Annotated in this window: 11 protein-coding genes; 9 read left to right on the forward strand and 2 right to left on the reverse strand. The window is 69.3% G+C overall.

What is annotated here, in order from left to right; all coding sequences use genetic code 11:
• Positions 1 to 43 precede the first annotated feature (43 nt).
• From T333_RS22920 to T333_RS22940, 5 genes are read left to right on the forward strand one after another with little or no spacing between them, the layout of a single operon-like run.
• The gene (locus T333_RS22920) at positions 44 to 949 is read left to right on the forward strand and encodes an STAS domain-containing protein (RefSeq protein WP_141810165.1); all 906 of its coding nucleotides are present in this window, start codon (positions 44 to 46) and stop codon (positions 947 to 949) included.
• A gap of 13 nt (positions 950 to 962) precedes the next feature.
• Positions 963 to 1352 (forward strand): STAS domain-containing protein, encoded by a 390-nt coding sequence (locus T333_RS22925; protein ID WP_067781095.1) that lies wholly within the window; start codon positions 963 to 965, stop codon positions 1350 to 1352.
• Positions 1342 to 1755, forward strand: a complete 414-nt coding sequence (locus T333_RS22930; protein WP_141811885.1) for an anti-sigma regulatory factor — start codon at positions 1342 to 1344, stop codon at positions 1753 to 1755. The genes T333_RS22925 and T333_RS22930 overlap by 11 nt, the downstream gene beginning before the upstream one ends.
• A complete protein-coding gene (locus T333_RS22935; RefSeq protein ID WP_355002494.1) occupies positions 1748 to 2383 on the forward strand; it encodes a SpoIIE family protein phosphatase in 636 nt (211 codons plus the stop codon). Before T333_RS22930 ends, T333_RS22935 begins: the two co-directional genes overlap by 8 nt.
• A 49-nt stretch (positions 2384 to 2432) precedes the next feature.
• Positions 2433 to 4865: a SpoIIE family protein phosphatase gene (locus tag T333_RS22940; RefSeq protein WP_496425795.1), complete on the forward strand. Its 2433-nt coding sequence runs from the start codon at positions 2433 to 2435 to the stop codon at positions 4863 to 4865.
• Between the two features lie 157 nt (positions 4866 to 5022).
• Here T333_RS22940 and T333_RS22945 read toward each other — a convergent pair whose 3' ends face one another.
• A complete protein-coding gene (locus T333_RS22945; protein ID WP_496425796.1) occupies positions 5023 to 6336 on the reverse strand; it encodes a PucR family transcriptional regulator in 1314 nt (437 codons plus the stop codon).
• 174 nt (positions 6337 to 6510) lie between these two features.
• Here T333_RS22945 and T333_RS22950 point away from each other — a divergent pair, with 174 nt between their 5' ends.
• From T333_RS22950 to T333_RS22965, 4 genes are all read left to right on the forward strand, one after another.
• Positions 6511 to 7971 (forward strand): class I adenylate-forming enzyme family protein, encoded by a 1461-nt coding sequence (locus T333_RS22950; protein WP_496425797.1) that lies wholly within the window; start codon positions 6511 to 6513, stop codon positions 7969 to 7971.
• A gap of 117 nt (positions 7972 to 8088) precedes the next feature.
• On the forward strand, positions 8089 to 9909 hold the full coding sequence (locus T333_RS22955; RefSeq protein WP_496425798.1) for a DUF3556 domain-containing protein: 1821 nt from the start codon (positions 8089 to 8091) through the stop codon (positions 9907 to 9909).
• Between the two features lie 27 nt (positions 9910 to 9936).
• Complete coding sequence (locus T333_RS22960; protein ID WP_496425799.1) at positions 9937 to 11349, forward strand: phytoene desaturase family protein; 1413 nt, start codon at positions 9937 to 9939, stop codon at positions 11347 to 11349.
• 118 nt (positions 11350 to 11467) lie between these two features.
• The gene (locus T333_RS22965; protein WP_355002488.1) at positions 11468 to 12301 is read left to right on the forward strand and encodes an RNA polymerase sigma factor SigF; all 834 of its coding nucleotides are present in this window, start codon (positions 11468 to 11470) and stop codon (positions 12299 to 12301) included.
• Positions 12302 to 12351: 50 nt separating this feature from the next.
• Here T333_RS22965 and T333_RS22970 read toward each other — a convergent pair whose 3' ends face one another.
• Positions 12352 to 12831 carry a GNAT family N-acetyltransferase gene (locus T333_RS22970; protein ID WP_496425800.1) on the reverse strand — a complete coding sequence of 160 codons (480 nt, stop codon included), beginning with the start codon at positions 12829 to 12831 and terminating at the stop codon, positions 12352 to 12354.
• Between the last annotated feature and the right edge of the window lie 169 nt (positions 12832 to 13000).

Here is a 13000-nt window from a genome sequence, read left to right on the forward strand (position 1 = left end):
ACGACGTTTACCGACCTACCCGTCGAAAGGGGCTGGAATTTCCATGTCCGAGGTGTCCATGAGCCTTTCGGCGGACTCGCTGGCCGCGGGACCGGTCGACAACCTGCTGCCGCAGCTGGTCGAGCACCTGCGCCAGAACCGCACCGCGCTGCGCGAGGAATGGGCGCGCCGCATCACAGACGCCCAGCTGCTCACCGCCATGACCCCGGAGGAGATCTTCTCCGAGGCCACCTCCATCTACGACAACTACGTCGAGGTGCTGGAGACCGGTAGCGTCGAAGCGCTGCAGGCCTACGCGCGCGACCTGTCCGAGCGCATCATCCCGAGAGGAGTCGAGACCGACGAGGTCCTCGGCATCGTGCTCTTGCTACGAGATGTGCTGGCGCGCTCGCTGTTCGAGAAGTACCAGTCCAACTTCGAGCTGCTCAACCACGCGCTCGACGCCTACGAACCGGCCGCCAACCGCATCGCGAGCACCGTGGCCATCTCGTTCGTGCAGGAGCGCGAGCGCGTCATCCGCCAGCAGCAGGAAGCCATCCGCGAGCTGTCCACCCCGGTGCTCCAGGTCCGCGAGCAGCTGCTGATCCTGCCGATCATCGGCGTGCTGGACAGCCAGCGCGCCCGCCAGCTCACCGAACAGCTGCTGCGCGCCATCCGGCACAACCGCGCCAAGGTCGTCGTCATCGACATCACCGGTGTGCCGACGATCGACTCCACCGTCGCCAACCACCTGGTGCAGACCGTCGACGCCTCCGGCCTGATGGGCGCCAGCGTGATCATCACCGGCCTGTCCTCGGAGATCGCGCTGACCCTGGTCACCATCGGCCTGGACCTGTCGAAGATGAACGCGGTCGGCGACCTCCAGGGCGGTATCGAGGAAGCCGAACGCCTGCTCGGCTACGAGGTGACCCGGGTGACCGATCGGGTTTCCGAACGCGACGGACGCTGATCGAGTCCCTGCGATGCCGGTACCTATTCTCAAGCAGGGCACCTATCTCATCGCGTCGGTTCAGTCCGCACTGACCGACGCCGATACCGAGCGCCTGCAGGACGACCTGATGAAACAGGTCAGCAGATACCGAGCGCACGGCATCATCGTCGACGTGACGGCGATCGACGTGATGGACTCCTTCGCCGCGAGATCGCTGCGCACCATCGCGCACATGACCCAGTTGCGCGGGGCGGAGACCGTCATCGTCGGACTGCAACCCGAGGTCGCGTTCGCCATGGTGCAGCTAGGACTCACCTTCGAGGACATGCACACCGCCCTCGACCTCGAAGAAGGACTGGCATGGCTGGACCGAAAGTCTTCCGTACGCCGCCAGCGAGACGGTCGTGACAGTGGCCGCTGAGAACGTGGTGATCGCGGTCAAGCTGTCCAGCGACATCGTGACAGCACGACAAGCAGGACGAGAATTGGCAGCGAAGCTCGGCTTCTCCCTGACCGACTGCACCATGATCTCTACGGCCATCTCCGAAATCGCCCGCAACATCACCAGTTACGCGGGTACCGGTGAAATCCGCCTGTCCGTCGACGACCGCGAGGGCCGCCAAGCTCTCGTGGTCCAGGCGCGGGACCAAGGGCCGGGCATCCGCGACATTCCCCGCGCGCTGGAGGACGGCTATTCGACCGGCCGGGGCCTCGGCCTCGGACTACCCGGCGCGCGACGGCTGATGGATCGGCTCACGATCGACTCCGCGCCCGGTCGCGGCACGTTGGTGGAAATGTGGAAGTGGGTACCCAACGGTGCATGAAGACGGGTTCATCGGCCGAATCGAGTGGGCGGTGGCCGGTCGCGCGTTACCGGGCCAGCACATCTCCGGTGATCGCTGTGTCGTCCTGGACGCGGGCGGCGGCACGGTGCTGTTCGCCGTACTCGACGGGCTCGGCCACGGCGCCGCCGCCGCGGACGCGGCCGACCGTGCCGCCCAGGTGCTCGCCGAGAATCGTTCCGAGCCATTGGACGTGCTGATGGTGCTGTGTCATCGGGCCATGGCCGACACCCGCGGCGCGGCGGTGTCGCTGGCACTGTTCGACGACACCGACATCATCCGCTGGCTCGGCGTCGGCAATGTCGATTGCCGGGTGCTCTCCGCGAGCCCGGCCGGGCTGACCGTGCGCGCCGCGGTCCTGCAGACGGGAGGGATCGTGGGCTACCGGTTACCGCAGACCCTGCAACCGCAGACCGTGCAGGTGCGCGCGGGCGACCTGCTGCTGATGACCACCGACGGCATCGTCACCGAATCCGCCGAGGGCATCGACCTTTCCAGGTCCACGGCGGAGATCACCTCCGAGATCCTGTCCAGGCATGCCAAGGACACCGACGACGCCCTGGTGCTGGCCGCCCGGCACCGCGGCGGGACGACGAACGGGGCGTCATGACCGATGCAGCGGGGTGCAGGCGAGGCGGGGTCGTGATCGGCGGTCGCCCATGAGCACCGTGCTCGCCGAATTCCTGGACGCCTACGCCGACGCGCTGCGCCGCCACCTGGCCGCCCCGAGTCAGGACAGCCTGTCCGAGGGCTACGACCTCGGCAGGCGCGCGCTGGTCGAGAGCATCAGCCTGCTCGATCTCACCGAGAACCACTTCCGGCTCGCCACCGAGGCCGAACAGGCCGAGTACGAGACCGGCGCCACCGCGGAGCCGCCGATCGACACCGCGGCCGAGCCACGAATCGACACTGCGGCCGAGCCGCTGATCGACACTGCGGCCGAGCCGCTGATCGACACCGCGGCCGAGCCACTGATCGACACCGCCGCGGAGAGCGGTACCGCACCGCAACCGCGAATCGCCGAGACCGCACTCGAATTCCTCTTGCAGACCCTCGCCGCGCTGGACATCGCCACCCGCGGCTACCTCGACGGCACACGCCGCTACGAGCAACAGCGTTCGCGCGCAGACGATCTCGCGGGCCGCGACGCCTTCCGCACCGCCCTCGTCGAATCGCTGCAGGACGGATTCTTCGTCGCCGACGCGCGCGGCACCATCGTCGAGGTCAACTCCGCCTTCGGCGCGCTCACCGGCTACGGCCCCGCGGACGTGCCGTACGCCGTGCCGCACCCGTGGTCGCTGCCCGCGGGGCCGCGCTATCCCGATCTGGGTACCGAGGCACTGCGTTTCGTGCTGCCGATCCGGCACCGCGACGGGCGGCAGCTGTGGTTGGCGGTGAGCACCAGCGCGCTGGTCAAGCCGGAGAACAACGAGCTGATCTACGTCGGCACCATCCGCGACGTCACCGCCGAGCACGATGCGCAGGCCCGCGACCAGGCCGCCTCCCGGCTGGCCACCGCGGTGGGCGCGGCGACCAGCGTGGTCGAGGTGCTCGCGGTCGGCCTCGACGAACTGCGGCGCACCGTCGGCGCCGAGTCCGCGGTGGTCACCGTGTGGCCGAGCCGCAATGCCGAGCCCGAGGTCTACGTCTCGGGGACCGTCGAGCCGTCGAGCGGTACGGGAGTCGAGACCGACCCCGCCGCGCTCGACCACTCCGCCCGCGCCCTGCTCGAACGTGCCCGGCGCAGGCCGCCGCGCAGCCTGTTCGCGATTCCGGAAGGCGCGGAGAGCTCCGAGGGGATCGTCGCCCCGCTCGGTGAAACCGGCGACGCCGCACTGTGGTTGCGCTTCGCCGCGCCGCGCGCCATCAGTGCCGCGGACTGGACGCTGTTCTCGCTGCTGATCGGGCACCTGAGTCTGGCGGTGCAGCGGGCGCGCAACTTCGATCAGGCCCGCGCCACCTCGCTCACCTTGCAGCGCGCCATGCTCGGTCCCATCGAACTGCCGCCGCGGTTCTCGGTGCACTACGAACCCGCCCTGCCGCCGCTGGAGATCGGCGGCGACTGGTACGACGTGGTGCCGCTGCGCGACGGCACCATCGGCGTCGTGGTCGGCGACTGCGTGGGCCGAGGGCTGTCGGCCGCCGTGGTGATGGGCCAATTGCGCTCGGCGGGAAGGGCTTTGCTACTGCGCGGAGCCGGGCCCGCGCAGCTGCTCGCCGAACTCGACACGGTGGCGGGCCGCATTCCCGGCGCGATGTGCACCACGGTGTGCGCGGCCGTGCTCGATCCGGTGCGCGGACTGGTCCGCTACAGCAGCGCGGGCCACATGCCGCCCATCCTCGCCGACGTCGACAAGCCGGGCAGGCTGCTGGAGGGCGGGCGCTCGGTGCCGCTGGCCACCTTCGACATGCCGCGCCGCCCCGAGGCCACCACCGCGCTGACCCCGGGCTCGACGCTGGTGCTGTTCACCGACGGGCTGGTCGAGCAGCGTGGCGTCGACATCGACGACGGTTTCGCCAAGATCGCGGCCGTGCTCGCCGACACCGCGGGCAAGCTGCCGCGCGAGGTGGCCGACGCGGTGCTCTCCCGGCTGCGCCCGGCCGCCGGCTACGACGACGACGTCGCGATGGTGGTGTACCGGCAGCCGCCCGCGCCGCTGCGCTTGGACGTCCCCGCCGACGCCGACGAACTCTCCGGCATGCGCCGCAAGCTCAAGGCCTGGTTCGCCGCCGCGGCCGTGCCGCACGATCTGGCCTCCGACCTGGTCGCCGCTGCGAACGAGGCGTGCAGCAACAGCATCGAGCACGCCTACCGCAACGGCGCGGCCGCGACCGAACGGGTGCGGTTGAGCGCGGAATGCGACACCGAACGGGTGGTCATCGAGGTCACCGACACCGGGACATGGAAGCCGCGCTCGGCCGATCCCGGTCACCGCGGGCGCGGCATCGACATGATGCGCGCGCTCACCGAGGAACTGGAGATCGACCACAACGGACGGGGCACCCGCGTCCGCATGTCCATCACCCTGCCCGCGATCAAGTCGCCGGTGGCGAACCCGCTGCGCGGCGCCCACCGCCGAGTCGCCGGGTGACCCACCGCCGAGGCTTGCCACCTAGCCCCCGGGGAGCCGATCACCGGGCCTCACCACCGAGTCGCCGGGGAGCCGACCACCGGGCCTCACCACCGAGCCACCGGAAAGCCGACCACCGGCCACCGATCTGCTGACACCACCTCCGGCGACGGGACTGTCATTCCCGTGCGGAACCCGTTGTCGTGATACCGAATTGAGCGCAGACCATGAGCGCGATCTCGACGTCGAGCCGGTTGGTGCCGAGCGAATGACCGAGCAGCTCTTCGGCTTTGCGGATCCGGTAGTGCACGGTGTTCTTGTGCACGTGCATGCGGGCGGCCGCGTCGGTGAGGCTGCCGCGCGCGTCGAGGTAGACCTGGGCGGTCTCGCGCAGCCGGGCCGTCGATTCGTCGTCGCGCATCAGATCGCCGAGCACTCGCCGCGCCCACACCCGCACGTCCGGGAGACTGTCCTTCAGCAGACCGGCCACGGCGACCCGGGGATATAGGGTGAGCTGACGTACCTTGGCGGCGGTGACCGCCACGCCGCGCGCGCATTGCGCGTCGTGGAACGTCTGCCGGAACCCGGCGAGTCCGGCCCCTCGATCTCCGACCGCCATCCGCAGCGACGGTTGCTTGCGCAACTCGGCTTCGAGCACGGCCGGATCGAGCGACGGCTTGCCCGTCGAGGAGATCCACGCCCAGCAATTGTGTTCGTCGACGAGGATGGTCAGCGGTTGCTTGCCGGTCGCGGCGGCGAGCATGCCCACGCCGGTGCGCAGCAGATCGTAGGAGGCCGCGGAGCCGGGCGGCGTCCAGATGACCGCCGCGAGATGCCAGCCGCGTAGCGAGGTCCCCAGCATCTGCTCCGCCGAGGCCAGATCCAGCTCCTCCCCCTCGAGCACCGCTTTGACCTGCGCGGCGCGCGTCGCGTCCGTGCGGGCGTCCCAGCGCCGCCGTTCGTTCTCGTAGATGTCGATGACGCCCTCGATGACCCCGTCGATGTAGCGGTTGATCCGCGCCGCGATCCGGCTGGTGGTCGCCAGCGCCAGCTCGGCCGAGGGATCGAGCGTCCGCAGCACGGTCATCGCCGTCTGGGCGAACATGTGCTCGCCGAGGCGGTACGCGCGCAGCAGCGCCTCCAACGACATCCCGTGCTGGGCGAACCGGCGGGCGTACTCGGCGGCGGCGGGCGGCACCGTGAGGTCGTCGAACGAGATGCCCAGCGTGAGCAGGTCGAGGATCGCGGCGAGGTTCGAGGCTGTGCTGGCTTCCATCAGCCGCCGCACCTCGTCGTCGTGCCGGAACTCCTCGATCATGTCGGCGAACATCGCGGTCATGTCCGCGAGCAACCGTGGCAGGTCGGCCTTGATGCGTTCGGCCACCTCGCGGACCGCCGACTCGACGTCGTCGTTCCCGCCCACGTCCGCGCCGCCATTCGGTTCGGCGTGTGGCCTGCCCCCGTCGATCGTCCGGTCATCAGGTTCGCTCATTTGTTCCGGACGATACGCCAGGTCAGCGGCCCGGGCGGGCGCTTACGCCAACCTTTTGTGCCACCGGCACAACCCGCGCCGAAAACTCTGGGATGCGGGCCCGTAGCTCCGCCTTCGCCGGGTACCTACCTTGGAAATGTAATCCGAGTCACGTACGCATTCGATGGTGAGGAAATGGTGCAGAACGTAGCCGAAATACCCTACGTGCGGGCGCTCTGGAATCCGACCAGGCCCTGTCTCGCGGACGATCGCGAAGAACTCGACAACGAGAATTTCGCGCGCCGCGTCCGGGCCGCCGCGACCGTTCTGCACACGCACGGAGTCCGGCGCGGCGACGTGGTCGCGGTAATGCTGCCGAACCGCCTGGAATTGGTCATAATCCTTTTCGCGGCCTGGCATCTCGGCGCCGCGGTCACGCCGATCAAGCCGGATTCGACATTCGACGAGGCGCACTATCAGATTTCCGACTGCGCCGCGAAAGTCGTGATCACCGAAGGCGGACGCGGACTCGACGCGCTGGACGTGGCCGACGTGGCCGGACCCGCCGTCGGGGTCGGCGCGCCGGTGCCCGCAGTGGCGATCGAGGACGACGCGACCGCCCTGATCATCTACACCAGCGGCACCACCGGACAGCCGAAGGGCGTCGTGCTCGACCACGCCAACATCGCCGCGATGTGCGCCATGCTCATCGAGACGCTCGGGCTGGACGAGACCGATCACAGCCTGCTGATCCTGCCGCTGTTCCACGTCAACGGGATCGTGGTCAGCGTGCTGTCGCCGCTGCTGGCGGGCGGCCGCGCCACCATCGCCGGACGTTTCTCCGCGTCCACCTTCTTCGACGTGGTCGAGCGCGTCCGGCCGACCTACTTCTCCGCGGTGCCCGCCATCTACGCCATGTTGGTGGCCCAGGCCGCGGAGCGGACGCCGGACACCTCGTCGTTGCGGCTGGTGGTCTGCGGCGCCGCCCCGATGCCCGCCGAACTGATCGCGCGCTTCGAAACCCGTTTCCGCGTACCGATTGTCGAGGGTTACGGCCTGTCGGAGGGCACCTGCGCGTCGACGGTGAACCCGCCGCGCGGGCGGCGCAAGCCGGGCACGGTCGGGGTGCCGCTGCCCGGTCAGACCGTGGCCGTCATGGATTCCGACGGCGACCTGCTCGGCGCGGGCGAGCGCGGCGAGGTGGTGATCAAGGGCGCGAACGTGATGCGCGGCTACCTGGGCAGGCCGGAAGCGACCGCCATGACCGTCGTCGACGGCTGGCTGCACACCGGCGACGTCGGCTACTTCGACGAGGACGGCTACCTGGTGCTGGTCGATCGCATCAAGGACATGATCATCCGCGGCGGCGAGAACATCTACCCCAAGGAGATCGAGAACGTCCTGCACGCGCACCCGTCCGTGCTGGAGGCCGCCGTGGTCGGCGCGCCGCACGACGTGCTCGGCGAAGTGCCGGTCGCGCACGTGGTCGCCATGCCGGGCGCCGAGCTCACGCCGGCGACCCTGCTCGAGCACTGCGGCGTTTCGCTCGCCCGCGTCAAATTGCCGGTCGCCATTCATCTGACCGAATCGCTGCCGCGCAATCCGGTGGGCAAGATCGACAAGAGAAAACTGCGCGCCCTGGCGGCGCCTGCCTGAGCCGCACAGTAATTCGGCTCCGTAAGAACTGAACCGGCCACCGTCCGAACGCGATCGATGAGCGAACGGATGTCGATGCCGTGCACCCGAAAAACGATCGCGAGAAAGGTTCGAACAATGGGATTCAAAACGGGAGATTTCCCGCCCGTCGACGTGGACACATTCCTCGAGCAACCGCTACGCGAGCGCATGCGCGCGCTGGCGTTGCACTGGGTGGAATACGGGTTCGGCAGCCCGCGAATGATCCACACCGTCTATATCGTCAAACTGCTCGTGCTCTACACCGTCGGCGGCGTCGCGCTGGCGACCTGGACCTCCGGCGTCGGACCGTTCTGGGCGGTGGGCGAGTGGTGGAACGAACCGATCGTCTACCAGAAGCTGGTGCTCTGGACCATCCTGCTCGAGGCGATCGGCCTGGCCGGATCCTGGGGTCCGCTCGCGGGCAAATTCAAGCCGATGACCGGCGGCATCCTGTTCTGGGCTCGGCCCGGCACGATTCGCCTGCGGCCGTGGCGGCACGTGCCGTTCACCAACGGCGACACCCGCACGATCGTCGACGTCGGCCTGTACCTGGCGTTCCTCGGTTCGCTGCTGACGGCGATCGTGCGTCCCGGCATCCCGAGCGCGTCCCTGAGCGCCGCGCTGCCGGACAACACGGCGGGGTTGGTGAATCCGGCGCTGCTGATCGCGCCGATCGTGCTGTATGTCCTGTGCGGTCTGCGGGACAAGACGATCTTCCTCGCGGCGCGCGGTGAGCAGTACCTGCCCGCGCTGATCTTCTTCGCGGCGCTGCCGTTCGTCGACATGATCATCGCGGCGAAGCTGCTGATCTGCGCCGTCTGGATCGGTGCGGGCGTGTCGAAGTTCGGCGACCACTTCTCGAACGTGGTTCCGCCGATGATGTCGAACAGCCCCGCCGTGCCGTTCCGGTGGATCAAGCGCCTGCACTACCGCGACTTCCCGCGTGATCTGCGCCCGTCCAAGGTCGCCTCGTTCCTGGCGCATGTCGGCGGGACCACGGTCGAGATCGTCACGCCGCTGGTGCTGTTGTTCTCGACCAACCACTGGTTGACCCTCGCCGGCGTGGTGATGATGGTGGTGTTCCACTTCTTCATCACCTCCACCTTCCCGCTGGCGGTGCCGCTGGAGTGGAACATCCTGTTCGCCTACCTGACGGTGTTCCTCTTCCTCGGGTACCCCGCGGCCGACGGCTACGCCGTGACCGACATGTCCTCGCCGTGGCTGACCCTCGGCATCGTCGCCGCGCTGGTGTTCTTCCCGGTCCTCGGCAATCTGCGCCCGGATCTGGTGTCGTTCCTGCCGTCGATGCGGCAGTACGCGGGCAACTGGGCCTCGGCACTGTGGGCCTTCGCGCCCGGCGCGGAGGAGAAGCTGAACAGCCTGCCGCACCGGCCCGCCAAGAACCAGATCGACCAGTTGCAGGACATGGGTTACCCGAAGGCGATCGCCGAGATCACCATGCAGCAGACCATCGCCTGGCGGTCCATGCACAGCCAGGGCCGCGGACTGTTCTCGCTGCTGTACAAGCACATTCCGGATCTCGACCGGTGGACGGTGCGCGAGGCCGAGTTCGGCTGCAACTCGCTGATCGGCTTCAACTTCGGCGACGGGCACCTGCACAACATCGATCTGATCGACGCGGTGCAGTCGCGCGTCGGGTTCGCGCCCGGCGAGTGGATCATCGTATGGGTGGAGTCCCAGCCGATTCACCGCGGCGTCCAGCGGTACCAGGTCATCGATGCGGCGCTCGGCGTTGTGGAGCGCGGAGAATGGCGGGTGCGCGACGCGGTGCGGACGCAGCCGTGGCTGCCCGACGGCCCGATCCCGCACGAGGTGACCTGGCGGCGCGCGGGTTACGAGGCGGCGACGCTGCCCGCCGCGCCGGTCCGCGAACCCGAGCCGTCGCGCGTCGGCTGACCCATGACCACCGGAACGGAGAGCGATATGAGCACAGCGGTCGTGGTCGGCAGCGGCCCGAACGGTCTCGCGGCGGCGATCGTGCTCGCCGAGGCGGGCCTTCAGGTCACCGTGCTGGAGGCCGCCGACGAGATCGGCGGCGGCGCGCGGACCAGGGAAGCGATCGTGCCCGGTCTGCTGCACGACCAGTGCTCGGCCATCCACCCGATGGCCGTCGGCTCTCCGTTCCTCCGGTCGCTCGACCTGGCTCGCTACGGGCTGACCTGGGCGTGGCCGGACATCGACTGCGTCCATCCGCTCGACGACGGCAGCGCCGGTGTGTTGCACCGCTCGGTCGCCGACACGGCAGCCGGTCTCGGCGCCGACGGTCGTGCGTGGCGGCTGCTGTTCGAACGTCCCGTCGCGCGCTACGACCGGACGAGCACCGACATCATGCGGCCGCTGCTGCGGGTGCCACGCCATCCGGTGAGCTTGGCGCGCTTCGGAATTCCCGCGCTGATTTCCGCCGACCTGCTCGCGGCGGCCTTCCGCACGCCGCAGGCGCGCGGCCTGTTCGGCGGCGTCGCCGCCCACGCCTTCCGCCCGCTGAACCGGCCGCTCAGCGCGAGCATCGGCCTCGGCATCCTCACCGCTGGCCACGCCTACGGCTGGGCCGTCGCCGCGGGCGGTTCGCAGCGCATCACCGACGCGATGGCGGCGCGGCTCGGCGACCTCGGCGGCAAGATCGAGACCGGAACTCCGGTCAGGTCGGTCGGCGATCTGCCCGCGGCGGAGGTCGTGATGTGGGACGTGGCGCCCACCGCCGTCGCGGAGATCCTCGGCGACCGGCTTCCGGCGCGAATCGGCAAGGCGTTCCGGCGTTTCCGCTACGGACCCGGCGCCTTCAAGGTCGACTTCGCCGTGCAGGGCGGTATCCCGTGGACCGCGACGGCCGCCCGCCGGGCCGGAACCGTGCATCTGGGCGGAACCTACGCGGAGGTCGCCGCGACCGAGCGCGACATCCACACCGGACGCATGCCCGAGCGGCCGTTCGTGCTCGTGGGTCAGCAGTATTTGGCGGACCCGGGGCGCTCGGTCGGCGACATCCACCCGATCTGGGCGTACGCGCATGTCCCGTACGGCTACACCGGCGACGCCACCGAAGCGATTGTGGCCCAGATCGAACGCTTCGCCCCCGGTTTCCGCGACCGCGTCCTCGGCGTCGACGTGCGCACCACAACGGACTTCGCCGACTACAACCCGAACTACGTCGGCGGCAACATCATGACCGGCGCCAAGGACATCCCCCAGCTCGTCTTCGGCCCGCGAAAGACCTTGCAGCCGTACGACCTCGGCCTCCCCGGCCACTACCTCTGCTCCGCCGCCACACCGCCCGGCCCCGGCGCGCACGGCATGTGCGGCGCCAACGCCGCCGACCGCGCCCTGCGCCGCCTCCGCTGACCGGCGACGCCATACGAAGAGGTCTCAGGCGGCACGAATTCCGGCTTCGACGGACGTTTGCCGTCGGCGGTCGCGGGTATCTGACCGACGTCGAATTCGGTTGGGAGCGAGGTATTCCATGAGCAACTCGGCATCGGAGAGCAAGCCGGGCGCCAAGAAGTCCGGCGACAGCTACGACGACATCGAACCCTGGTTCGAGAAGCTGGCCGCCCTCGACGCCGACGACCCGCAGCGCCGCGCGCTGCGGGAAGAGATCGTGCACCGGTGTCTGCCGCTGGCGGGCAATATCGCCCGCCGCTTCGCCAACCGCGGCCAGGATCTCGACGACCTGCAGCAGATCGCGCTGCTCGGCTTGGTGCAAGCGGTGGACCGCTTCGACGTCTCCCAGGGCAAACCGTTCCTCGCCTTCGCCGTGCCCACGATCATGGGCGAGGTGCGCCGCCACTTCCGGGACCACACCTGGGCCGTCCGGGTGCCGCGCGGCATCAAGGAACTGCACCAGCGCCTCGGGCCCGCCACCGACGCGCTGACCCACCGGCTCGGGCGCATGCCCACCGCGCGCGAGCTGGCCGCCGAACTCGGCGTCGAACTGACCGAGGTCACCCAGGCGCTCGTCGCACGCAACGCCTACACCGCCGACTCGCTGGACACTCCCGAACGCGGCGAGGAGGAAGGCGGGACGCCATCGATCCGGGAGACTCTCGGCACCGTCGAACCGTGCTATCGCCTGCTAGAGGACGCCATGGCGGTGCGACCGCTCATCGCCGCGCTGCCCGAGCGCGAACGTCGAGTGCTGATCATGCGGTTCTACGAGAACCGGACCCAGGCCGAGATCGGACGCCTGATCGGCTGCTCGCAGATGCAGGTCTCCAGGATCCTCACCAACACGCTCGACAGTCTGCGCGAACAGGCACTCGCGGAGCCGCCCGCCCGCGTGACCAGCGCGGCCTGAGGTGCCGCGCTCTGTCGGCCGAAAATCCCTCGCACCAATGGTTTCGGCGCTCATCCGTCGAGTGGCAGTTCGAAGACCGCCCGCGCCTTGCCGGGGCCCTTGAAGTCGGAGACGACCGAGACACCGTCGATGGTCCGGTCGCCGGGCACGTTCCGGAAACCGAGCGCCGCCCAGGTACGGTGGGCCGCGTGGTTGCCCGGCATCGAGGTCAGGTAGATCCGGCGGCAACCCATCGTCGCCGCGGTCGCGCGCAGCTGGTCCATCAGGGCGCGCGTGACGCCGCGGCGGCGGAAGTCGGGATGGACCATCAGGTCCTGCGCGTACACGTCGGCCGGTGCGTCCTGGCTGCGAAAGGCGACGAGTGCGCCAGCGATCCGGCCGTCGATGGTCGCCACCGGACAGGTCGAGGAGAACAGGTTCGCGTAGAGCCAGTAGTCGGAGTAGGTGCGCGCGGTGATGTAGGGCATTCCCAGCTCCATCAGCGCGATCACCTCGGGAATCGCGCGCTGGCGCAACGGCTCGATGATCATCCGACCAGTCTGCCCCGCTCGACGCGGCCGAGGTCGCGAACGGCTCTGCGGTCGGCGCGCGGTTCGCGGATTTCCGGCCTGCCAGCTGCGGCAGAGTCGCGGCGAGCACCAGCGCGTGGACTGGGTCTCGATGGGGTGGGTAATCCCTCATTCCCAGGATCAGTGAGAG

The organism is Nocardia sp. CNS-044 (genome assembly GCF_059570515.1).

Bases quoted from the DNA above. Each gene is read 5' to 3' on its own strand.
- T333_RS22950 (WP_496425797.1), top strand. From the start codon at position 6,511: ATGGTGCAGAACGTAGCCGAAATACCCTACGTGCGGGCGCTCTGGAAT.
- T333_RS22955 (WP_496425798.1), top strand. From the start codon at position 8,089: ATGGGATTCAAAACGGGAGATTTCCCGCCCGTCGACGTGGACACATTC.
- T333_RS22925 (WP_067781095.1), top strand. From the start codon at position 963: ATGCCGGTACCTATTCTCAAGCAGGGCACCTATCTCATCGCGTCGGTT.
- T333_RS22970 (WP_496425800.1), bottom strand. From the start codon at position 12,831: ATGATCATCGAGCCGTTGCGCCAGCGCGCGATTCCCGAGGTGATCGCG.
- T333_RS22920 (WP_141810165.1), top strand. From the start codon at position 44: ATGTCCGAGGTGTCCATGAGCCTTTCGGCGGACTCGCTGGCCGCGGGA.
- T333_RS22945 (WP_496425796.1), bottom strand. From the start codon at position 6,336: ATGAGCGAACCTGATGACCGGACGATCGACGGGGGCAGGCCACACGCC.
- T333_RS22940 (WP_496425795.1), top strand. From the start codon at position 2,433: ATGAGCACCGTGCTCGCCGAATTCCTGGACGCCTACGCCGACGCGCTG.
- T333_RS22960 (WP_496425799.1), top strand. From the start codon at position 9,937: ATGAGCACAGCGGTCGTGGTCGGCAGCGGCCCGAACGGTCTCGCGGCG.
- T333_RS22965 (WP_355002488.1), top strand. From the start codon at position 11,468: ATGAGCAACTCGGCATCGGAGAGCAAGCCGGGCGCCAAGAAGTCCGGC.